Origin of the sequence: Fodinibius sediminis, from assembly GCF_900182555.1 — a bacterium.
GTDB classification, from domain to species: domain Bacteria; phylum Bacteroidota; class Rhodothermia; order Balneolales; family Balneolaceae; genus Fodinibius; species Fodinibius sediminis.
Genome location: NZ_FXTH01000007.1, coordinates 222,502 through 246,584 on the forward strand (window position 1 = coordinate 222,502; position 24,083 = coordinate 246,584).

Sequence of the window (24,083 nt, forward strand, 5' to 3'; positions counted from 1 at the left end):
CTCCTCCTTATTATAGGTTATACCTGTTATTAGCCCGGATACCGCATCATTAGTCCAGGTGCGGACTTTGAAAGCCCAGTTTCTTCAGGCCCTTCTGTACTTCCGGGGCCGACATAAAGAGATCCCACAGCAGCCCCGAACGATGATTTTCAATCATGGCTACAATTGGCCCCTGGTCGATGGCCAGGTATTTGCGGGGATACCAGTTTTCTTCTACACTCATGGCATCATAAAATCCATAAGGGCCGAGGGTTTCGTCATTATAGTTATAATACAGGTTCTTCAGCACTTCCATGGAATATTCCGGAGTATATGGGAAGGAGGAAAGAGCGGCTGTAGGTGAAATCACACCGAGATCTTCTGTAGGGCGATGAGCGGCATACCCATTTACGGAATAACTCGCAGTCAGCCCCCACAGGTCTTCTCCATATCCTTCGTAGTTGCCGGGATTGGATATGCACCACCGGCGGTTAATGAGGGTATGATTTTTATTATGCTCCCAGTAATCGGCGTAGCGATCCTGCAATCCGCGCGGGTCCAGCCCCAGGTAGGAGTAATGTGCCCAAAATAACGGTCCGCCGTACTCCCGGGCTCCATTATGGGTAAGCGTAAGTTCATAGCCGTAGGTTGTGACATTGGCATTAATGTCCCCGCTTCGGGCCCATCCCTGATGGTAGGGCTCCGCAGAGATATCGTGAGTCGGGGATGATGCCGCCAGCACATAAGTGATCAGCGTCTCGTTATAGCCTTCAAGCGGGAAGTCCATCTCCCAGCTATAGGTGGGCGACCAGTGCCAGTACAACACATCCTCGCCTCCCCGGGTATACCAGTCCCATTCCACTTCGCGCCAGAGCGTATCTATTTCAGCTGCCAGAATCCGGGCATCCCCGTCGTTGTCAGCGCGCAGGTACTGGCGAGCCGTAAGCAGTCCCTGGACAAGGAAAGACGTTTCCACGAGGTCACCGCCATTATCCTTCCGCCCGAACGGTTTTACTTCCCCTGTTTCCCCGTTGATCCAGTGCGGCCAGGCACCATGGAAACGATCGGCCTCTTCCAAAAAATCAACAATGCGTTCCAGCCGGTCGATCCCCTGCTGGTCGGTAATAAAATCCCGCTCCATACCGACTATGATGGCCATGATCCCGAAACCGGACCCGCCGCTCGTGACGATATGCTTGTCGTTCTGGGGATATACGCCATTCATGTGGTAACGCTCCCGGGCCATCCCCGAGTTGGGTTCGGCGCCGTCCCAGAAATACTGGAGGGTTCGCTCCTGAACAAGGGTCAAAAGCGAATCCTCGGAAATCCGGGCAACCTCATCCTGCGCGCCCTGAGGAGTGGATACGGTACGCTCGCTGACCCTGCAGCCGATAGTTGCAAAAGAAGCAAAAAGGACCAGTGTTATAATGCGAAATACTTTTTTCATAACTTGATCTTATAATTATTGGCAGCTATTACTATTTACCGAATTGGGGACAGCCCTCCTGGACTGCTCCACCCCGGATGCTATTACGGTTAAAATCCTCACAGATATCTTTGCCGACGATCAAAGTTCCTGCTCCGGACCTGCCTTCACATACGGCGGCTTGAAATGATCCGGGGGGACCCCGTAAAAGTTTCTGAGACGGTTCAGCTCCGCTTTCATTTTTTTGACCCTGTCCTCATACGCCTTATCACCGTATCGGTTGTGAACCTCGTGAGGATCCCTGGACAGGTCATAAAATTCCCATACATCATCCGTATAAAAATGAATCAGCTTGTACCGATCCGTCCGGACCCCGTCATGGCGCGGTACATTATGCAGGCCGTGATCATAATAATGATAATAAATGCTTTGTCGCCAGTCTGCCGGAGGCTTCTCAGAAAGCAGCGGCAAAAGAGACCTTCCCTGCATCTCTGAAGGAACATCCAAATCCGCCATCTCCAGGAAAGTGGGAGCGAAATCAATATTCTGCGTCAATGCCTCTACCCTGCTGCCCGGTGTTATCTGCCCCGGCCACCGGATCAGCAGCGGCATCTGGATCGACTCCTCATACATAAATCGCTTTTCGGCCCATCCGTGCTGGCCGGTAAAAAAGCCCTGGTCTGAAGTATACACCACCACCGTATTCTTCTTGATTTCTGGACGGGTATCGAGCCAGTCCAAAAGGCGGCCCACATTTTCATCCACGCCGTCAATCAGGCGCAGATAATCTTTGATAAACTTCTGGTAGGCAAATTTGAGATGCTCATCTCCCTCCAGCAGGCCTTCCCTTTTCAATGCGCGGTACCTTTGGGTTTCGGGATCCCGGAACCGGTGCCACTGTTCCCGCTGATCTTCGCTCATGCGGGCATAATAGATATTCTCCTCCGGATTGTGTTCCTCCTTTAGCGGAACAGGATTGTAATGAACCCTCATATTTGCCTGTTCGGCATAGGATGCCCGCCTGCGATAGTCATCAAGCAGGGTTTTCGGCTCCGGAATCGTATCATTTTCGTAGCGGTCGAGAAACCGGAAAGCCGGCATCCGTGGAACATGAGGCGCTTTAAACTGCACAAAGAGCATAAACGGATTCTGCTGTCCTGAATGTTCCGAAAGCCAGCGCAATGCCTTCTGTGTCACCAGGTCGGTGGCATGCCCCTGCAGTGTTTCTTTTTCACCGGATCCCTTTTCAAATTCAGGATTGTAGTAAAATCCCTGCTTGCCGGCACCTGTCAACCGGTCAGAATAATCGAACTCGTCGCCGGGAGGATTATTGAGGTGCCATTTTCCAACCAGGGCCGTTGTATAGCCCGCCTGCTGCAGCAACCGGGGCAGAAGCGTCTGATCGTTGTTCCATGGTGAAGCGTTGCCTACAACGCCATTCCTGTGACTGTGTTTACCTGTCAGGATGGAAGCGCGGCTCGGGTTGCAAATCGAGTTGGCCACAAAATTATTCTGAAAAAGCACCCCCTCTTTGGCCAGGCGATCGATGCTGGGGGTCTGGTTGATGCCCCCCTGGTAGGCACTGATGGTCCGCACAGCCTGGTCATCGGTCATGATAAAAATAATGTTCGGCCGATCCTCCTGCTCCGATACTTCGGAACACGCCCCGAAACCCACCGGAAACAGCAGGAAAACGAGGCCGCATAATTGGCGAAAAGAAATATTCATCGAGGGACTACGATCCTGGTTAATAACCCGGGTTCTGCCGCATCTCCGGTGTTTGTCTGAGCTGCTCTTCCGGTATGGGGAACAGTTCATGTTTTCCATCTACAAAGTCTTTGCCATGGGCCCTCATAACCTCCCCCGCCTGGCCCGTGCGCAACAGGTCGAACCATCGATCGTGTTCAAATGCCAGTTCGAGGCGTCGCTCTTTCCATATGGCCCGACGAAGCTGCGCCTGGTCGCTGGTGGTAACCGGATCGAGCTCCACGCGTTCGCGAACCTGGTTCAGGGCATCGAGCGCCGCCCCGGTGTTCCCCAGTTCATTGGCCGCTTCCGCTTTGATTAGCAGGACCTCGGCATACCGCAGCACCCGGATATTCTTATCGCTGTCGGCCGCCCCCGCATTGGCACTCGAATAAGCTTTCTCGTTATACCGCGGGTTCTCGACATTTTCGCTGACCTCACGGCCGTCCCACAGGGTCTCGCCGGCAAATATGATGGTAGCATTTTTCCTAATTTCGTCGCCCTCGGAATCGTAGGCCTCAACCAGATCCTGGGTCGGAGTATTAAATCCCCACCCCCATCCACTGGGTCCGCGCGCGCCCTGGGTCTGCGAATATTGCTGCACCCCGTGAGCTGTTGATTCACCGCGGGCCTGTATTTCAAAAATGGACTCTATACCGTTTTCCGAATGCTCTCTCCAGATCTCCTCATAGTTGGGTTCCAGGCCGTATTCGCCCGAGTTGATAACCTGATCAGCATAGTTCACAGCTTCCGACCAGTTTTCACGCTCCAAATACACCTTTGACAAAAGTGCCTGTGCTGCCCCCCTGGTGGCACGACCCAATTCATCAGTTGGGTATTCACTTTTCAACGGCAGCGAGGCGATGGCGCTCTCCAGGTCGCTGATGATAAATTCATAGACTTCCTCCTCGGGGACCCGCTGGGTCAGATCCTCCTGCTGCAGGGGGACATCCCCGAAGTAGCGCACCAGGTAGAAATAGCTGAGGGCACGAAGAAAACGAGCCTCACCGATAAGCCTGTTTTTGTAGGCCTCGTCCGAAAGACCGAATGACTCGGTATACTCGATCGCATTTGTGGCCCGCCCGATGGTTTTGTACCAGATTGTCCACATCGCCTGTATGGATGGTGCCGTACTGCTGAACTGCAGGTTATCCAGCAGGTGCTTGTCCGTTCCGGTATCGGAGGGGGAACTGCCCTTGTCAGCGTTATCCGATATTATTTCCGTTACACCAAGCCAGGAGAAAGCATACTCCCACTCGGTGAAATTACCGTATACCCCGATAACAAATTCATCAGGTCTGTAGATTTCCTCCTGGTCTACCGCTGCAACCCGTTCCCTGGAATTCACATTGAGAAAATCCTCGCCGCATCCTACCAGTAAAAAGGTTAGAAAAAGAAGAAAAGGTATTTTCTTTGGCGTATTCATAATGCTTGTCCTCTAGACTATTTTAAATCTATATTTATACCGAAAAGTAATGTGCGGGTATTGGGATAAGCCGATAATTCAATGCCTGCCGTCCCATAGGGATTACCATTGTCACTGCCTATCAGTTCAGGTGTAAAACCGGAATAGCCGGTAAGCAGTACCGGGTTTTCGGCACTCACATAAAACCGAACACGGGATACGCGGTCAATGATTTCCGGCAGGCTGTATCCCAGCGTAATATTGTTAATCCTGAAATAGGCCCCATCTTCAAGGTAGTAGCTTGAGGCGCGCGCATCACGGTTTGCTCCCGGGTGAGTATTCGTTGACCCTTCACCGGTCCACCGCTTTTCAAACATGTCACGGGTCGTGTTTTCTCCGCCAAACCGGGTGTTGTTCAGGCCGTTGTAAACCTTGTTTCCACCCACTCCGAAACCATCCATGCTGAAGTCGAACTGCCGGTAGTTGAGTCCAATATTAATGCCGTAATTGTAATTGGGAACATAAGAGCCAAAAAATCGCTTGTCGCGTTCATCAATGACGCCATCCTCATTTAGATCCCGGTACCGAAGATGCCCAGGCATAGCTCCACCCAGGGATGGATTATTGTCGATCTGCTCCTGCGTTTGCCAGACCCCTTCGGCCTCATACATCCACCAGGCACCGAGGGGCTGTCCTTCCTCCAAACGCTTCGTGATCTGCCCATTTCCAAGGCCGCCGCCCGTCAGTCCTTCATAACCGGCAGCAACATTGGTCACCTCGTTCTGGTTGTAGGAAAAGTTAACCCCGACATTATAGGACAACTCCTCGGAGATGCTGTTGCTCCAGTCCAGACCCACTTCAACTCCCTGGTTTACGACCTCGCCTCCATGGTCATAAAAGCTCTCGGCGTAAGGAGAGTCCGGCAGGGGATTAACCAGGAGAATCACATTCTCAGTCGTTTTCTGATAGAAATCAAGCGAGGTTGAAAGGCGGCTGTCCAGTATCTCCATATCCACTCCGGCATTCCACTCTTCTACAATTTCCCAGGAAATATCGCGGGCCGGCGAACCAACAGAGGCTCCAAAGCGGAGCGTCTGGGCCGGGCCGAAAACATAGTTCTGTGAACTGCTGCCCGTGCTCGTATAGATAACGGTCGTGTTCAAGGGCACATTCTGGTTACCCAGCCGGCCCCAGCTTCCCCTCAGCTTCAGGAAGTCGATAAACTCGTTATCACTCATAAAATCTTCATTTGAAAGGGTCCACCCCAGCCCTACAGAAGGGAAGAACTCCCAGTAGTCTTCCGTATTGGCAAACTGGCTTGTCCCGTCGCGGCGAAGCGTCCCGGTAATATAATATCGCTGGTCATAGTTATATTGTATCCGTCCGAAGTAGGAGGCCAGGGTACTGGGGGTAAAATTTGTATGATTGACCTGTTTCTCATAATCATCAGAACCCAGATTCAGGTTCCAGTACTGCTCCTGCTGCGGTACATCGTAGGCGGTGCCGCTGAATGTGCTGCCCACCCCAATTCGTTCACTCGACATGCCAAGGGTGAGCTCCGTATTATGACGATCAAAACTTTTGTCAAAGGTGATGAAATTATCCCAGTTCCAGCGGAACCGCTCCAGGTTTTGAACAAACAGGGAATTATCGGCCCAGTCGGTTACGCCGGGGTTCTCCGCTTTGCTTGTTTCGTACTGGGTTGCCGTTCTTGTCGGGTCTGATGCAATCCAACCCTGTTTCAGGGGATTGAACGTCCGGCTGTCGCTGTAGTACTTGGTGCCCCCCAGCCGACTGGTGAAAGTCAGGTAGTCCGTAAAATTGATTTTGGCTGACAGTGCTCCCTGCAGGGTTACCGTGTTGCGCTCTTGGTTATTAAAGGCGATGGCGGTCAAAGGATTGCCATGAGTATTCAGGCGGCCGATGGCTTCGCCTTCGCCCCCCTCATAGCCCATCTTGCCGGTGGTCTCATTGACAAAGGGCTGTCCATACCGCCCGTTCGGATAGAACGTAGGGACCAGCGGAGACTGTCGATAGGCCGTATTGAAAGCCGAAAACGGCTGTGGATTTTCCCGGCTGACCGAGATACTGAGGTTCTGATCAATCTCAACAACATCATTGAACAGCCAGTACTTGTTATTATTCCTCAGTGTTTGTCGCCAGAACGTTTGCTCATCAAGCAATCCCTTCTCCTGGTTGACGTTATAGCTGACAAAATAGTTGACGTTCTCACTGCCTCCGGAGACTGATGCCCGGCTGTCGATGACATACCCCGTTTCCAGAAGTTCATCGTACCAGTCGGTATTATACTGCTGGCTGGGAGCAAGCTGAAACCCGCCGATGGCCGCATTCTCCTCATTGAAATACGTAATATATTCCTGCTGATCGGCCATCTCCACGCTGTTCAGGACCGAGGTATAGCCCGCCGAGGAGCTTACTTCAAACTGGGGTGCTCCTCCCTCCCCGTCTTTTGTGGTTACGATGATGACCCCGTTGGCGGCACGCAAACCGTAGATCGAAGCCGCCGAAGCGTCCTTGAGAAAGTCAATGCTTTCGATATCCGAGGGACTGATATTATTGATGTCATCCACCGGTACGCCGTCCACAATATACAACGGATTCCGTCCCCCCAGGGCCGTGCCCAGGCCTCTCAAAATCACCGTCGGGGTTCCCCCGGGCGCATCATTATTGATCACATTCACACCCGTAATCTTTCCCTGCAGCGACTCCATGGCCGTGAGGGAAGATTGTCTGGTGATCTCCTCCGTTTCAATCCGGCTTATGGACCCGGTCAAATCTTCCTGCTGCTGGGTACCATATCCTACGACCACTACTTCCTCGCCGGCAAGCGTGGCAGGTGTCAAGTTCACATCGATCATATTTCGCCCGTCAATGGGTATTTCCTGCGTTTCAAAGCCGATAAAGGAAAAAACCAGGGTGTCGGATGCACTCGGGACCGTCAGCTCATACATCCCCTCGCTATTGGTAGAAGTCCCCCTGGTCGTGCCCTTCACCGTAATATTGACACCGGGCAACGGTTCCCCGTTTTGATCATTCACCGTACCCTGCACGGTATGTTGCTGCCCAAAACTTTGATCGGGCAGGAATAAGAGGAAGGCCAGTAGGGTCAGAATAATAATTGGTATATGTTGATATCTCATAATTTTCTGTGACCATTGGAAATTGTTAAAGAGCATGCATCGCACAACTACTTCAAGACTAAAAATTAAATTTTAATGATGCAATTTTTTATGCAATTTTTAAATTTTATGAATATATTATTGCATTAAATAAGACAATTACTATTTATTAATGCCATATTAACTTTATATAAAGGTATTTTTAATGAGTAACACATCTTTTCATGCAAGTTTATGCAAGTTTTATTACTCATCAGTATTTAAAATTGCCCCGTCAATTAGCATTTGCAGGTATGATTCTGATTTAATAGCATAAAGCGGCACTAAAAGAAGCAATCACCAAGTGATCATGAAGATAACGCTTAAAGACATCGCCAAAGACACGGGCTTTTCTGAATCAACCGTCTCACGGGTACTCAATGGATCCTCCAAGATCAGTACAGAAACACAGGATATTATTTTAGAAAGCGCACGACGTCTCAGGTACCTTTCTCCCAGGGATACGAACATAGATCCCTCCCGTAAATTTCTAAATGTCGCCCTGCTCGCAAGCGATTTTACCGAGGGTGAATTTTACGTCTCTTTTTTTAATGGACTCAACCAGGCCTCACGTAAAAATAATATCCGGCTGTCGCTTATCGGCCTTGTCGATCCCGAAGAAGAGCTGCAGAAGCTGATCAAGGAAATTTCCATCCACTACTACGACGCTGCGATTTTATTTATCCCCGAATACACCCAGCGGGAGTATGTTGATCTCGCTGACAACATTCCCAGGGGAATGCCCATTATCTCCAACGCACTCATTGAAAACCCGGTCTTCCCGACGGTCACCTTCGACGGTTACAGCGGCGGCTACCTGGCGGCCAGGCATCTTGAAGAGCAGTCATACTCAAAGCTTGGACTTATACAGGGACCCTTTCAACGAGCAGAATCGCGTTACAGGAGCAACGGCTTTAAGGATTATATCCAACAGTATCAGCACTTGAATCTATGCTGGACCTTTGAGGGAGACTTTACGTTTGAATCAGGGGTTCGCGCTTTTGAGCAGTATCAGGAACTGGAAGAGCGTCCCCGTGCCATCTTTGCCGCCAATGATGACATGGCCAACGGCTTCATGGAAGCTGCCAAACAGAAAGGCATTCACTTCCCCGGCGATGTGGCGATCATCGGCTACGATAATTTACCGGTTTGTCGCCATAACCAGCCCACCATCTCCTCCATCAACACCGATTACGAAGCACTCGGCATGACCACCATGAAGGTGCTTCGGGAGATGGTGCAGAATCCTGAACCGAACCATAACCGGTTGAGCTTTGTATCCGTATCGGTCTGCCACCGCGAGTCTTCATGAACATCTTTAACAATCCCAATTTTCGGGAATACGGATTAAAAGCTATTTTACCGGTTTTCTGATTTTTTAACCTACACGTGGTGACTATGCCCCTGGCCGGAATCGACCTGCTTATCATTGCTGCCTATATCCTGTTTATTTGCTGGCGCGGCATCAGGGCGAGGACCTCCTACCATACCGCCGATGATTATTTCCTGGCCAACCGGTCGCTAAGCTGGCCGGTCATCGGACTTTCCCTCTTTGCCACAAATATCTCAACCAGCAGCATTATAGGGCTGGGCGGAAGCGGGTACAAGACGGGCATTTCGGTCTTTAATTATGAATGGACCGGTGGGATCATGCTGGTGTTTTTTGCATTGTTTATTGTACCCTATTACATTCAGAATCGCCTAACCACGATGCCGGAATTCCTGGAACGTCGTTTCGATCACCGATCCCGCCTTTATTTTTCCATCATCTCCATATTAATCAATGTGCTCATCGACATTGCGGGTGCACTTTATGCGGGCAGCCTGTTTTTGCGGGGGCTGTTTCCCGACATTGACCTCTTTGTTTTCGTGGGCATCATGGCCTTTATTGCGGGGCTTTACACCGTCGTGGGGGGCTTGAAGGCCGTGGTCATCACCGATTCGGTGCAGGGCATTCTACTGGCCCTTGGGACCGGCATTATTTCGGTGACCCTCTTCATGAAGCTGGGCAGCTGGGGTGAGATACAGGCCGCCCTTCCGGAGAATTTTCTGAGTCTCATCCAGCCGATGGATGATCCACTGGTTCCCTGGCCCACCCTGTTTGTCAGTCTCCCTATCCTCGGATTTTACTTTATGTGTTCCAACCAGCACATGGTACAGCGCATCCTGGGGGCGCGTTCGGTTGAAGATGGTAAAAAGGGAGCCATTTTTGCCGGTTTCCTTAAAATCCCCATCCTGTTCATCCTGGTACTGCCGGGCACCATGGGCCTGCTGCTCTACCCCAACCTTGAAAATGCCAATCTCATCTTCCCCACCATGCTCTACGACCTTCTGCCAGCCGGCCTGCTGGGGATCGTCATCACCGGTTTCATTGCCGCCCTCATGTCAAGCATCGATTCGGCGCTGACCGCCTCAGGCAGCATTGCCACCCTCGACATTTACAAGAAGATGACCTCCCCCAGGAGTGAACGTCATTTCATCCTGGTGGGCAAGGCATTCATTATTATATTTGTCTCCATCGCTTCCCTCTGGGCTCCCTTCATAGAACAGTTCCCAACACTCTGGGAATACCTCCAGGCGGTCCTGGCGTACCTTGCCCCCCCTGTTGTTGTCTGTTTCCTGTTCGGACTGTTCTGGAAGCGGGCTTCTGCTGACGGCGCCTTCTACACCCTCGGCCTGGGGAGCCTCTTTGCACTGCTGACGGTCATCAACAATTATTTGTACCCGGTTTTCGGCACCATCCACTACCTCTATTCCGCCACCCTCATTTTCCTTTTTAGCAGTATTGTGATGCTCCTTGTCAGCCTGCTGTCTCCCCGTGCCCAGGAACCGGCCCGGGAAAACGCCCTTGGCACCATCGCTGAGACCAGGCAGCAGCTTTCCCATTCGGCCACCTCATTGCAGACGGGCTATTTCTCATCCAAAGAGTTTGCTTTTTTTGTCTGTATGTCTACCTTAGTACTCGTTATCATCTTCTGGTAACAGCATTTTATATCCGGGAACGTCAACCAACAAACCCTATATCTTTATCATGAAGTCCATTGCGATACTGCTCCAGGCTGCAATACTTACGTATCTGGCCGCCCTTGATCCATCACCGGCACAGGCCCAGGATGAATCCCTGGGGGTGATGACCTTTAATATCCGCTATGACAATCCCGATGACCCCAACCCCTGGGAGGATCGCAAAGATGAAGTCATCAATCTCATCCGTTTTCATGAACCCGCTTTTGTGGGAATCCAGGAAGCCCTTCACCACCAGCTTAAAGACCTCGACGAGGGTCTTGCCCACTACCAGTATATCGGCAAAGGACGCAAGGACGGAAAGCAGGGCGGCGAGTACTCCGCCCTCTTGTACGACCGTCGAAAAGTATCGCTGGTACCTGGCTCGAACCGGACCATCTGGTTATCCAAAACGCCCAAGGTGCCCAGTAAAAACTGGGACGCAGCCCTGCCCCGGATCTTGACATGGGGAGCATTCAGAGTCAAGGAGTCCGGCAAGACGATTTACGTCTTTAACACGCATTTCGATCATGTAGGTGAAAGAGCCCGGGCGGAGAGTGCAAAAATAATTCTCGACGCCATCGCCGAGACAGCGGGCGACCAACCCGTGGTGCTTACCGGTGATTTCAATATTGTCGATGACAGTGAACCCTACCGAATCCTGACCTCGTCCTTTCTATCGGATGCTTACTACAGCACAGATCTTCCGCATACCGGGGCGGAGTTTACCTATAGCGGGTTCAAGGTTACCATCCCACAGGAGGGGCGGCGCATCGACTACATTTTTACCAACGACCGGGTAAATGTAATTAAACACGCAACCCTTACTTCCTTCCGGGATGGCTATTTCCCCTCAGATCACCTGCCCGTCCTTGCCTATATCATGCTCAGGTAAACGAAGCCCCGCTACTGTTTAGCGCCGCCTCTTCTCTTGATCCTGCAGGGTCTTGCCGAACATCCACTCGTAGAGCTGCGGATTGCCATAGGCCTGCACCCAGGCCCCGACATGCCCGGCATCAGGATATTCGGTAAAGCCGGGATGGCCGCCCGCATTCTGAATGGCGTCGACCACGGTGCGGGAATACTCCACATCCACCACCTGGTCTTGCGCCCCGTGAAACACCCAGATCGGCATCTCCTTTAACAAAAAGGCCCGTGCGGCATCGCCGCCCCCGCAGATCGGCACTGCAGCCGCAAACTTGCTGGGAAACCGCTCAATAAGATCAAAGGTGCCAAAACCTCCCATGGAAAGTCCCGTTACATACAGGCGATCGGCGTCGATGGCATACTTCTGCTGCAGCTGTTCAAGCAGCTCGATGGTCAGTCGCATGGGTTCGGTAGGATGTTGGCGCATGGGCATGATATAGGAGCTTGAATCCCGGTTCAGGCTGAGCGTTGACCAGAAGCTGTCCTCAGGTACCTGGGGAGCCACGACGAAGGCGGGATACTTCTCCCTGAACCGTGGATCAGCAAAATGATGAACGCCCCATTTCAGCTGGCTGAAGTTGTCGCTACCCCGTTCCCCGGCCCCGTGCAAAAAAAGAACCAGCGGGTACAACCCGGTGGAATCGTAGTCAGCCGGCTCAAGCATCCGGTATTTCAGCTCCTTGCCGCCGGCGTCCCTGTAGGTGTGCGGTTTGAAGTCCGTGATCTGTGCCATGGCCCCCAGGGGCAGTGCCGCCAGCAGGAGCAGAATAAGTGGAAATCCTTTAATCCTCATAAGTAGTAGAGGTTGTGTTTTGATGATAGATGTGATGTGAGATTACTGTTTGTTAAAAACACCCGGGGCGCTGAAATATGCTGGTATGGGTCAATCACATATTCCTGCGATACTGTCCACCAACCTCATAGAGCGCCTTTGATATTTGTCCCAGCGAAGCCACTTTCACTGTTTCCATCAGTTCTTCAAAAATATTCCCGTTATCGCGAGCCACCTGCTTCAGTTTTTCAAGAGCCGCCTGGGCTTCTCCCCGGTGACGATGTTTGAATGCTTCAAGCTGCTCGATCTGCTGCTCTTTTTCCCCGGTCGTCGATCGGATCAAGTCCATGCCCTCCTGGGCTTTCGCTCCCTGTTCTTCTTCATCCAAAAAGGTATTGACACCCACAATGGGAAGTTCGCCGCTGTGCTTCTGGGATTCGTAATAGAGGCTCTCATCCTGTATTTTCCCCCGCTGGTACATGTGCTCCATGGCCCCCAGGACCCCGCCACGCTCGGTGAGACGGTCAAACTCGGACAGAATGGCCTCTTCCACCAGGTCCGTCATCTCTTCAATAAAATAGGACCCCTGGTTTATATTCTCATTCTTAGCGGTTCCCATCTCCTTGTTGATGATCAGCTGTATCGCCAGGGCCCGGCGTACCGACTCTTCCGTCGGTGTTGTGATGGCCTCGTCGTATGCATTGGTGTGAAGGGAATTACAGTTATCATAAATTGCCATCAGTGCCTGCAGGGTGGTCCGGATATCGTTAAACTGGATGTCCTGTGCATGAAGCGACCGGCCGCTGGTCTGGATATGATATTTCAGCTTCTGGGAACGCTTGTTGGCCCCGTACTTCTCTCTCATGGCCACCGCCCAGATGCGTCGCGCTACACGGCCGATGACAGCATATTCCGGGTCGAGTCCATTGCTGAAAAAGAAGGAGAGGTTATGCGCAAAGGTATCGATATCCATGCCCCGGGAAAGATAATATTCCACATAGGTAAACCCGTTGGCCAGCGTAAAGGCGGCCTGGGTGATCGGGTTGGCCCCCGCCTCGGCGATATGATAGCCCGATATGGACACCGAGTAGTAATTGCGCACCTTGTGGTCGGTAAAATACTGCTGCATATCCCCCATCATCTTCAGGGCAAATTCCGTGGAAAAGATACAGGTATTCTGGGCCTGGTCTTCCTTCAGGATGTCGGCCTGCACTGTCCCCCGTACCACGGAGAGGGTCTTTTCCCGGATCCGGTGGTACGTCTTCTCGTCCAGCAGCTCGTCGCCGGGAATGCCAAGCAGCCCCAGGCCGAACCCATCATTTGTCGCGGGCAAATCCTCCTGGTATCCGGGAGCCGCCGTATTCCGCTGGGCAAAATATTCCCTGATTTTTTTCTGTGCTTCCTCCCACTGGCCGTTTTCCCTGAGGTAGCGCTCCACTTCCTGATCGATGGCGGCATTCATGAACATCGCCAGGATCATCGGAGCCGGCCCGTTGATGGTCATGGAAACCGACGTTTTTCGCGAGGTCAGCTCAAAGCCGGAGTAGAGCTTCTTCATATCGTCCAGCGTACAAATGCTGACACCGGAGTTACCCACCTTGCCATAGATATCGGGTCGGTGATCGGGGTCCTCTCCATAGAGAGTCACCGAATCAAAAGCCGTGGAGAGGCGGGCCGCCGGCATCCCCTCGCTCAGATAATGAAACCGTTTGTTGGTACGCTCGGGGGTTCCTTCACCGGCAAACATGCGGGTCGGATCCTCTCCCTCCCGCTTGAATGGAAAAACCCCTGCGGTAAACGGGAAGTAGCCGGGCAGGTTTTCCTTGAGGGCAAATTTCAGCTGCTCGCCCATATTCCGGGTTTTGGGCAGCGCCACGCGCGGGACCCGAAGGCCGCTCAGTGATTCGCGAAACATCTTATTGGTAAAAGTCTGGTCCCGGATCTGTACATCCACATGATCCTGGCGGTATTCCTTGTACAGCTTGTCCCAGCCTTCGAGGATTTTCCTACACCGCGAATCGAGCTTGCCCAGCCAGTGTTCCCGCATCTTCTCAAGCTTGTTCTTCAGGAGATCCCGGTCTTCCGGCTCCCACCGGTCGACCTGCGAAAGCGTTCCTTCCACCTCGTTGAGCTTTTCCGCCACTTCCACCTGGTCTTCCGCCCATTGATGGTAATCGCGTATGGATTCTGAGATCTCCGACAGGTAGCGCTGACGCTTACCCGGGATAATAGCCTGTGCCTGAATATCCTCGGCCGGCTCGGAATCCGTATAGATGGCGGTCTCCCAATTCAGCTGATAATGGTCATTAATCCGGTCGACCAGCGCCTTGAACAGGTGATTCACCCCCTTGTCATTAAACTGCGCGGCGATGGTCGGATAAACCGGCATGTTCTCGGCCTTCAGATCCCACGCCCCCCGGTTGCGCTTCATCTGCTTGCGGACATCGCGAAGGGCATCGAGAGACCCTTTCTTTTCAAACTTATTGAGCACCACCAGGTCTGCCAGGTCCAACATGTTGATCTTCTCAAGCTGTGTGGCCGCCCCATACTCGCTGGTCATCACATAGAGCGGGATATCCGATATATCGACAATTTCACTGTCGCTCTGGCCAATGCCGCTGGTCTCAACAATCACCAGGTCGTAGCCGGCCGTCACGCAGATGACGATCGCCCCCCTTACCGAGGCGCTGGTGGCGCGGTTGGTGGCTCGGGTGGCCAGACTCCGCATATAGACCCGGTCGGGATCAAGGCTGTTCATCCGGATACGGTCGCCCAGCAGGGCGCCCCCGGTCCTGATTTTGGAGGGATCGATGGATAGGACCGCAATATTGAGTTCCCCGAACTCGGTCAGAAAGCGGCGGACAAGCTCATCGGTAAGTGAACTTTTGCCGGCTCCTCCCGTACCGGTGATGCCAATAAGCGGTATGGACTGACCATTGGCGGGAGAGGATATTTCGCGGCCCTTTCCGTCACGGAGCGTGTCATCCTCAAAACTGATGATCTCCCCGTGACCATTCTCAATAGCTGAAATACAGCGGCCGATCGTTTTACTGTTCCGCTTCAGAATATCCCGGGCATCGATCTCCTCCAGCTCCGCGGTGTCATAATCGCACAGGCTGAGCATGTAGTTGATCATGCCCTGCAATCCCATCGTGCTGCCGTCTTCCACCGAAAAGATACGACGTACGCCATAGTCGTGCAGCTTTTGGCGTTCCTCGTCAACAATTACGCCGCCCCCTCCGCCGAAGATATTGATATGGGATGCGCCTCGCTCGGCCAGCAGGTCGACCATGTACTTGAAATACTCCATGTGTCCACCCTGGTACGAGCTGACGGCAATCCCCTGTACATCCTCCTGGATGGCGCAATCGACAATTTCCCTGACCGAACGGTTATGTCCCAGGTGAATTACTTCGGCACCACTGCTCTGAAGAATACGACGCATGATGTTAATGCTTGCATCATGACCATCAAACAGGCTCGCAGCAGTTACAAAACGGATTTTATGCTCCGCCCTGTAGACCTCAGGCCCGTCATTCGCAGTGTCTTTACGGTCCATTGCAGCCTTTTGAGACTTAATTTCAGAGGTCAGGGTATCTTCAGCCATAGTACCAGTATCGATTGAGTTATTTACCGTTGTAATGTAAGAAAAATACCATTCTTTTTTGTATGGCAGCCTGCTCCCCGCTATCGGCCGCTCTCCTGCTTTTTCTTCTGTTTCAGCGAATAGCCCCCGATTTTTCCACTTACAGGGTTTACCAATCCTCCCGAAACCACTTTTGAAAGATTTGACAAGGTTCCCGGCAGGGTCCACCCGGCCTTGCATACCAGGTAGCGGGGCTCCCACTGCGGATGAAACTTCTGCTTGTATGCCCGTATGGATCTGTAGCCGTAAAGATTTTCGCCATAGGTGAATACAAAGTTTGTCAGTTTTTTCCAGCCAGGCGAAGCGTAATCCTCATCTCGACCCGAAAAGGGAGCCATCCCCAGATTGAACCATTTATAACCGTGTTGATGGCCCCACCGCATGGTGTTCAGGATCATAAAATCGATGATGCTGTGAGGCTCGGCAGACCGGTAACGCAGCAGATCCGTGGAGAGCTCCTGTCCGTTTCCGCTCCGCAGGATATTGGAAAATCCCACCAGCTTTCCCTTTTTCCTCACGAGGGCGATGGGAAAATGAAGGAGGTAGCGCTCATCAAATCGTCCCACCGAAAAGCCGGCTTCCTTTCTCTTTTGGTCCTGCAGGTTCTCCCCTGAGATGGTCTTCAATACCGGCAGATACGATTTTGTTTTTCCAGGGGGCACCAGCTCCCACTCGTAGCCCGCCTCCTCCAGTCTGCGATAATTCCGGTAGAGATCGCTGTCCAGCGAAGCCTCTTCAAAAGATTCCAGGTCGACGCGCCCCTCCTCCCCGATTTTAAAGAATGTAAGGCCCAGATCCATATAAATATCCATGTAGTCGCTTCCCACCTGGTAATACACGGGGGTCATCTGCTCCCCGGTACAGAGCTCATAGAACTGCCAAATCAGTTCCTCCGCCTCTTCAGACGGCCCTACCGGATCACCCAGCGCAATCCAGCTTCGCCGCTCCCTCCTGTACATTATAAAAGAACGGCGGGAATCGCTGAACAGCAGCTTCTTGTCGCCCAGCAGAGCCAGATTACTGAGCACGCGGTCATCACGTTCAATCACCTGCTCGGCCAGCTCAATCTCATTGGCAGCGGCCAGGGTATGGGGACGTCCGGGACGCAGCAGTTTCACCAATCCAACAATGACGGCGAAACCAAGGGCAGCAACAGTGGCCCGCAGATATCGGGGCGCATCTCCAGCCAGAGTAAACTCCCACCAGAGATCACTTTGATATTCCACATGCTGGTAGGCAAAAGCGCCCAGCCAGACGGCGCTCAGCAGCACTATAAAAATCATAGTCAGCCAGCGTGCCGAATACTGCCCTGAAAAAAGGGGCGCTTTCCGGTGAAATTCCTTCTTACAAAAGAGGAGGGCCACCAGCATTACTGCCAGGATGGAAGCCTCTTCATAGTCGCCCCCCTTAAGAAGTGAAAAGAGCACACCGAAGACAAGCAGTCCCACCGTCAGGTGGTAGGCCGCATCCACCCGCCGCTGCAGCGCCCCGGCCAGGACCAGCAGGGCCGCCCCGATAATGCTGGCCAGGAAATGAGACATTTCGATGACCGGCAGCGGTACAAAATGCTGCAGCCATTGCATCCTCGGCACCTCTGATGGCACGGCACCCGAAAACAGAAGGATCGCTCCCCCGATAAATACCGAGAAGCTCAGCACCTGGGGTACCACCCGGGGCACCCAGTTGGTGGCTTTCTCTCCCAGCTTGTGGACCGCCTGCCGGTTCACCTGGTATTCCTGGTAGCCCAGCACGATCAGTGCCACCAGCAGGGGCAGAATATAATAGATTATCCGGTACACCACCAGAATGCCAAGTACCTGCGAAGCCGGTAGGAAGTTTGACAGGTAGAGCAGCATCACCGACTCAAAGACGCCCAGCCCGCCCGGTACCTGGCTGAAAAGTCCCGCTATCTGAGCCAGCAGGAAGATGCCCACGAAGCTGAAGAAGCTGATCTCGCCGCCGGGCAGCAGCACATAGAGTACGGAAGCGGCCAGCAGCCAGTCGACCGAAGCGATGGCCACCTGTTTCAGCGAGAGCCCCAGGTGGGGAAACGTAAACGACCAGTCGCGATAGGAAAGCTCTTTCTTAACGACGGCACTGGCCCACACATATCCCACGACCATCACCAGCAGCACAATCCCGAGTACCCGGAGCGAGACAAAAGGCACCACGACGTCGCCCGGCAGGCTGGGAGTAGCAAACAGGAGGGCCAGCCCTCCCACAGCACAGAAGCCGATCCAGAGTGTAAAAGCACTAAAACCCACAATCTGGGTGACCTGCATGCCCGAAAACCCCCAGGCCGAATAGATGCGGTAGCGGATAGATCCACCCGTCAGAAGGGCCATGCCCATATTATGACTGAACGCATAGCCCACATAGCCGGCCCTGATGATTTTGCCGACTTCCAGATCCTCACCGATATATTCGACCCCCAGTGCATCGTAGCCGGTAAGTAAAATATAACTCAGAAAGGAGAGAAACAGGGAAACCCCGATATGCAGATTGGGGATCTCAGACAGCTGTGCGGTGATCTCTGAAAACTGGTAGTTTTGCAGCTCCTGGTCCAGGTACCACAGGGCAAAGCCGAAAAAGATAATACTGATGAACGGTGTTATTTTTTTAAGAAGCTTCTTCATCAAAACCGTTGGCAGTTAAAATCGTTACGCTTAAAAGACAATTGTCAGGTCTCCTGTCATTCCCTGTTCAACAGGAACCTCCGGCTGTACAAAATAAGGCTCGGGTTCCACATAGGGAGCCACCTGCCCGAAATCCCACTGGCCGTTTCCGTTGCGATCACGGAAAGCGGTAACCGTATACTGCAGGGCCGGCAGGTCATCGATGGTCACTTCGCCGCTAAACAACGCATTCCGCCGTATCTCCGATTCCTCGTTGCGAAGCCGGAGGTGTATCTCCCCTGCCGCCGAGTCTTCTGCGACTGCGCGAATTTTACCCAGCTGCGACGCCCCCCAGATCGTAGGCTGCAGCTTGCGATAATCTTCAATGATGGGGTCCCAGATGCGCAGTTCATACTCCATGCTGGCCTGCCAGACACTGTCCGGGGCAATCATCAGGATATTATTTTCAACACCAACATTCGGCCATTGCTCAACAAGCTCTGTTCCCCGCACCACTTTCAGCGAATCACGGATAGCGGGCTCATCAATATTTTTGGCATAGGTTACCTTTACGGTGTCCGTGGGATAATAACCCGACAGGTTGTTGCGGGTGATAATGCGCTGCTGGGTGGTATCCTCCTGGGCAGAACCGGTAAACGTCTGAGCGATAGGCTCCAGCCCGTTGCCATAGGAATCGACGACCCCGCTGATATCCAGCGAGTAGCTCTGCTCCTCGGCAAGATCCTCATTGCTCTGGGCAAAAAGGACAAAAGGCTCATCCGGTGGTATATAAAGCGGATTGGTTCCCGCTACCCCATTACCAAGCGTATCGGTCACCTGTATGGTGGTGCTGTCGGTGAGTTCAATATTTTCGCTAAACCGCATCCGCAGCCTGCGGGAAGAAAAAAGACCGATCCCCTGCAGCACAGGCTTAAGGGTATCCACGGCCGTCACGAAGATCGCTCCCAGCGTATCCTCCCCCGCCTTGGCAAGATCCACAAATTCCCGCTCAAACGGCTGGGCCCGCTCCTGCTGGGTGTCCCATATCTTATTGCGGTTTCGGTCGTCCACCCAGAACGCTTTATAGCGGCCCGCGCTAAGGTATTCAAACTGGAAAGAACCGCTGGTGTCGGTGGTTGCAATATAGTCGGCCTTCTGGCTAAGGTCCACGGGCTGCTGGTACAGCAGGATCCGCTGCTCCTCATTGCCCTCCCCCGTCTGTGCATTGATGATGCGCCCAAAAAGCTTCCCCTTGTCAATTTCCGGTCCCGTGGAGACCGCCACTTTGTGGGGCGAGGCCATTTCATTGCCGTTCGTATCGCGCAGTTCAGTGCCGATCGTCACAATCAGGGTTGTGGAATCCGGAATATCCCGCTTAAATTCGATCGCTACCGATTTGCGTCCCCAGTCAAGTTCATATTCTATGCCGATATCCGGTTCCACTATAATGGACTGTACAAGGGAGGAACGCTCCACAAACTCCGAGAAATGCAGCTCGATACCACGCTCGCTGAAGTTCGTCGTCCCCGTTTCAGGCTCGGTTTTTACAATAGTAGGACCTTCCTCATCCCGCGGACCGCCCGTCGGTGAGGAAGGGGTTGCACAGCCGGAGAGCAAAAGGGCAAGGCTCAGAACCGTACTTACAAGTAGATACTTATTCACTAAATGCTGATTCCTTCTTATTTTGTTTGCTGTCAAAGATACAAATTTTTAGCGGCTCTTTTTACCTGATTATACCGTCCCGGCATGCGAAGCAGTCCGAAAGCCGCGGCAGGAATGGTTACAGCTTATCCATTGTATTATGTATCTTTAGCAAAACCAATGTAATCGCTCGCTTATGACATCCATGCCATCCACAAAGACCGCTCCCCTCATGCGGCACCCGGCCATCTACACTGACTATTATGAGCTAACCATGGCCCAGGGCTACTTCCTGGCGGGACGGAAAGATGAGCGGGCGTGTTTTGACTATTTTTTCCGGGAAAATCCCTTTGAAGGAGGCTATGTCGTCTTTGGCGGGCTGTCGGATCTGGTTGATCTCCTCGAGGAGTTCCGCTTCCACGAGGATGAACTGCAGTACCTTGCCGACCAGGGTTTCCGGGACGACTTTCTGGAGTTCCTGCGCGACTTCCGCCTGTCGGTGGATATTTGGGCAGCCCGCGAAGGGGAGATTGTGTTCCCATACTGCCCCATCCTTCGGGTGGAAGGCACCATTATCGAAGCCCAGATACTGGAGACCCTAATTCTGAATATCCTCAATTTTGAATCCCTCATCGCCACCAAGGCCGCCCGTATGAAGTATGCTGCCGGCAGCCGTACGGTGATGGACTTCGGTCTCCGGCGGGCCCAGGGCTATGGCGGCATCCAGGCCAGCAAGGCTGCCATCATCGGGGGCGTGGAATCGACCTCCAACGTCTACGCCTCCTTTACCCACGGTATCCCGGCCAGCGGTACGATGGCCCACTCCTGGGTCCAGTCGTTCGACGACGAACTTACGGCCTTCCGCAAATACGCCGACTATTACCCGGACAACTGCATTCTGCTGGTGGATACCTACAATACGCTGGAAAGCGGCGTCCCCAACGCCATCAAGGTAGCCCGGGAGCTGGAAGCAAGCGGCCATCGCCTTATAGGCATCCGGCTCGACAGCGGCGATCTGGCCTACCTCTCGCGGCAGACCCGTCGGCAGCTTGACGAAGCAGGGCTGGACTACGTCAAAATCGCCGCCTCCAATCAGCTCGATGAACGACTGATCAAAAGCCTCATCAGTCAACAGGCGCCTATTGACCTGTTTGGCGTGGGTACCCGGCTGGTCACCGGCTACGAAAGCCCCGCACTCGACGGCGTGTACAAACTCTCGTCCGTCAATAACGAACCCAAGCTCAAGATCTCCGAAAATATAGAGAAGACGACCCTGCCCGGCCGCAAGAAAGTGATGCGCTACATTGACGACCACGGAAAATTCCACGGGGACGGCATCATCCTTGCCGAAGGCGATGACGGCAGCATCATCCACCACCCCTTCTACCCGGCCAAGAAGACTGATGTGACCTCCTTCAAGGCCGAGCCCCTCCTGCATCGCGTGTACCGGGACGGGAAGCTGCAGATCGATCCCCCAGCAGCCACCGAGAGTGCACGCTACCTCCAGCGCCGGATGAAAAAGCTGAATCCCGAGCACAAGCGGTTTGAAAACCCCCACATATACAAAGTGGGCATCAGCCGAAAACTGATGGACCTTCGCGATACCCTCACTGAAAAAATGAAATAAGACTATCCCTGTTGTTATGAAAGCACTGCTGATCGTTGACGTCCAGAATGACTTCTGCCCGGGAGGCGCGCTTGAAGTGCCGGCCGGCGACGAGATCATACCAACCATCAATGCCCTGTCGCAGTCGTTCGACGTAGTCTTGCAGACCCAGGACTGGCATCCCGCGGCACACTCCTCCTTTGCCTCCTCCCACGAGGGCCGGGAACCCTTTGAGACGATTGCGATGCCCTACGGCGAACAGGTGCTTTGGCCCGACCACTGCGTGCAGGGCTCAACCGGAGCCGCTTTTCATCCCGAGCTGGAAACCAACCGCAGTCAGTTGATTATCCGGAAAGGATTCCGCCGGGATATTGATTCCTATTCCGCCTTCTATGAAAACGACAATGCCACCTCCACCGGGCTGGCCGGCTACCTCCGGGAGCGCAACATCAGCACGCTCTACGTGAGCGGTCTGGCGACCGACTTCTGCGTCAAATGGTCTGTGCTCGACGGACTTCAAGAGGACTTTAACGTCTTTGTCGTTGAAGATGCCGTCAAGGGCATCGATCTCGACGGTTCGGTGGAACAGGCCTGGCAGGAGATGCTTGACGCCGGTGCACAGAAAACCTCATCAGATATTCTCCTTCAACCGTAAATGAGTCAACAAATCGATTTTTGCATACTGGGGGCCGGCCTTGCCGGGCTCTCCCTGGCCGACGCCCTCCGGGAACAGGACATTGAAACCATGGTCATTGACAAAGAGGCTGTTGCCGCCGGGGCCTCCGGAACACCGGGGGGGCTGGTGAATCTGGCCACCGGGCGGAGGGCCACCAAGGTATGGCAAGCCGAACAGTGCTATGAGGCCATTACCCAAAACCTTGCCAGGGTGCAGGCTGTTACGGAGCAACCCTTCTACCAGAAAAGCGGTCTCCTCCGCCCTGCCCTCCTGGAAAAGATGGCCCGCAAGATGCGCGACCGGTACGAGCATACCTCCTGGCCCGACGGGTGGTGCCAGTGGAAGTCGGAAAACGAAATCAAAGAAATGCATCCCGGCATCCAGTGTATCGACGGCGGACTCTGGCTGCCCATCGGTCTCTCCGTGGATGTGGGTGCCTACCTGAAAGCCTATGCCCATTTTTTACGCACGCTTGGTGTGACCATCCTGACCGGGAAACAGCCTGAAGTCACCCCTGCCGAACAGGGCTGGCAGCTTGCATTTGACGACAGTACAGTCTACGCCAAGAATATCGTTTATGCCACCGGGGGCAGCACTACTGAATCGCCCTACTGGGACTGGCTGCCCCTTCATTATATCAAGGGACAGGTAGCCCTGTTTTCGACCGGGGGGCGGCCGCTTTCGTTTTCCCACTCCATCTCCAGCCTCGGCTATATGGCCCAAACGGGCAAGCCCAACACCTTTGTACAGGGCAGCACGTACGAACACAATTTTGACCATATCAATCCCGACAAAGAAGGGGAAGAATACCTCCGGCAGCGGATGCGGCGCACCCTGCCCCAGCTCGAGGAAGAAGTTGAAACCGTTGGACAGTGGGCCGGTGTGCGGACCTCCACCCCCAACCGCAAACCCATCCTGGGGCGCCACCCCGAACACCACGGCCTGCATGTATTCACCGGGCTCGGCTCCAAGGGACTGCTCTACAGCAAATTTTTGGCCCGGCACTACGCCGATCATCTTACCAGCGGCACAGCGCTCATCCCCGAAATAGACATCGCGCGGATAGCGGAGTGAGCCTCATCAGTCTCTTGGATACAGGATATTAAGCTGGGCATTTCTGTGAGTTGATACTTGGGTACTGCCTGTATATCTCTTTTATCCGGATACTATTATCCGGAATTACCTCACCGACCGTTCCGCATAACATAGTCCCTTCCCGGCCTCAGGATAAATCATTGGACAAAAATGGATATTATCAGGAACTTAGCACGCGGGGTGCATGCCGCTCAATTATAAGTTAAGGCCCGGCAGGCGCGTAGCATTCTGTCAAACGGATATTCGGGGTGGCTGCTTTTCCAAAGATTTTTAGTAACCCGTCGGTTCCGGCTTGTTTTGTGGGTTGCTTCTTTTAGGTCCTTCCCCAGCACAGCGGGGCGCCACGGTGGTTATTCAAAAAAATTGC

General features: G+C 53.3%; 14 protein-coding genes. 6 read left to right on the forward strand and 8 right to left on the reverse strand.

The features are described from left to right. Nucleotides 1–49: 49 nt before the first annotated feature. The 4 genes from FN808_RS09830 to FN808_RS09845 form a co-directional block, all read right to left on the reverse strand. Entirely contained in the window at nucleotides 50–1,426 is a 1,377-nt protein-coding gene (locus FN808_RS09830) for a glucoamylase family protein (RefSeq protein WP_142714404.1), read from the reverse strand. A 120-nt stretch (nucleotides 1,427–1,546) separates the two neighbouring features. After that, a complete protein-coding gene (locus FN808_RS09835; protein WP_185958341.1) occupies nucleotides 1,547–3,133 on the reverse strand; it encodes a sulfatase family protein in 1,587 nt (528 codons plus the stop codon). A gap of 19 nt (nucleotides 3,134–3,152) precedes the next feature. Then, complete coding sequence (locus FN808_RS09840; protein WP_142714406.1) at nucleotides 3,153–4,577, reverse strand: RagB/SusD family nutrient uptake outer membrane protein; 1,425 nt, start codon at nucleotides 4,575–4,577, stop codon at nucleotides 3,153–3,155. A 17-nt stretch (nucleotides 4,578–4,594) separates the two neighbouring features. After that, nucleotides 4,595–7,717 carry a SusC/RagA family TonB-linked outer membrane protein gene (locus FN808_RS09845; protein ID WP_142714407.1) on the reverse strand — a complete coding sequence of 1,041 codons (3,123 nt, stop codon included), beginning with the start codon at nucleotides 7,715–7,717 and terminating at the stop codon, nucleotides 4,595–4,597. A gap of 328 nt (nucleotides 7,718–8,045) precedes the next feature. On the opposite strand from FN808_RS09845, the gene FN808_RS09850 reads away from it, so the two are divergent. From FN808_RS09850 to FN808_RS09860, 3 genes are all read left to right on the forward strand, one after another. After that, nucleotides 8,046–9,047 carry a LacI family DNA-binding transcriptional regulator gene (locus tag FN808_RS09850; protein WP_142714408.1) on the forward strand — a complete coding sequence of 334 codons (1,002 nt, stop codon included), beginning with the start codon at nucleotides 8,046–8,048 and terminating at the stop codon, nucleotides 9,045–9,047. 86 nt (nucleotides 9,048–9,133) lie between these two features. Beyond that, nucleotides 9,134–10,717 (forward strand): sodium:solute symporter, encoded by a 1,584-nt coding sequence (locus tag FN808_RS09855; RefSeq protein WP_142714409.1) that lies wholly within the window; start codon nucleotides 9,134–9,136, stop codon nucleotides 10,715–10,717. 49 nt (nucleotides 10,718–10,766) lie between these two features. Continuing rightward, nucleotides 10,767–11,633 (forward strand): endonuclease/exonuclease/phosphatase family protein, encoded by an 867-nt coding sequence (locus FN808_RS09860; RefSeq protein ID WP_142714410.1) that lies wholly within the window; start codon nucleotides 10,767–10,769, stop codon nucleotides 11,631–11,633. An 18-nt stretch (nucleotides 11,634–11,651) separates the two neighbouring features. Here FN808_RS09860 and FN808_RS09865 read toward each other — a convergent pair whose 3' ends face one another. The 4 genes from FN808_RS09865 to FN808_RS09880 form a co-directional block, all read right to left on the reverse strand. Continuing rightward, nucleotides 11,652–12,458, reverse strand: a complete 807-nt coding sequence (locus FN808_RS09865) for a carboxylesterase family protein (protein WP_142714411.1) — start codon at nucleotides 12,456–12,458, stop codon at nucleotides 11,652–11,654. A gap of 94 nt (nucleotides 12,459–12,552) precedes the next feature. Next, entirely contained in the window at nucleotides 12,553–15,996 is a 3,444-nt protein-coding gene (locus tag FN808_RS09870; protein ID WP_142714433.1) for a methylmalonyl-CoA mutase family protein, read from the reverse strand. Nucleotides 15,997–16,124: 128 nt separating this feature from the next. Beyond that, nucleotides 16,125–18,719: a bifunctional lysylphosphatidylglycerol flippase/synthetase MprF gene (gene mprF / locus FN808_RS09875; RefSeq protein WP_142714412.1), complete on the reverse strand. Its 2,595-nt coding sequence runs from the start codon at nucleotides 18,717–18,719 to the stop codon at nucleotides 16,125–16,127. 30 nt (nucleotides 18,720–18,749) lie between these two features. Then, nucleotides 18,750–20,360, reverse strand: coding sequence for an Ig-like domain-containing domain (locus tag FN808_RS09880; RefSeq protein WP_185958342.1), 1,611 nt, complete (start codon nucleotides 20,358–20,360; stop codon nucleotides 18,750–18,752). Nucleotides 20,361–20,535: 175 nt separating this feature from the next. On the opposite strand from FN808_RS09880, the gene FN808_RS09885 reads away from it, so the two are divergent. The 3 genes from FN808_RS09885 to FN808_RS09895 are packed head-to-tail and all read left to right on the forward strand — an operon-like array spanning nucleotide 20,536 to nucleotide 23,695. Then, on the forward strand, nucleotides 20,536–21,966 hold the full coding sequence (locus tag FN808_RS09885) for a nicotinate phosphoribosyltransferase (RefSeq protein ID WP_246068325.1): 1,431 nt from the start codon (nucleotides 20,536–20,538) through the stop codon (nucleotides 21,964–21,966). Between the two features lie 16 nt (nucleotides 21,967–21,982). Continuing rightward, a complete protein-coding gene (pncA, locus tag FN808_RS09890; RefSeq protein ID WP_142714414.1) occupies nucleotides 21,983–22,600 on the forward strand; it encodes a bifunctional nicotinamidase/pyrazinamidase in 618 nt (205 codons plus the stop codon). Next, the gene (locus tag FN808_RS09895) at nucleotides 22,601–23,695 is read left to right on the forward strand and encodes an NAD(P)/FAD-dependent oxidoreductase (protein WP_142714415.1); all 1,095 of its coding nucleotides are present in this window, start codon (nucleotides 22,601–22,603) and stop codon (nucleotides 23,693–23,695) included. It abuts the gene before it with no gap. Nucleotides 23,696–24,083: the final 388 nt, after the last annotated feature.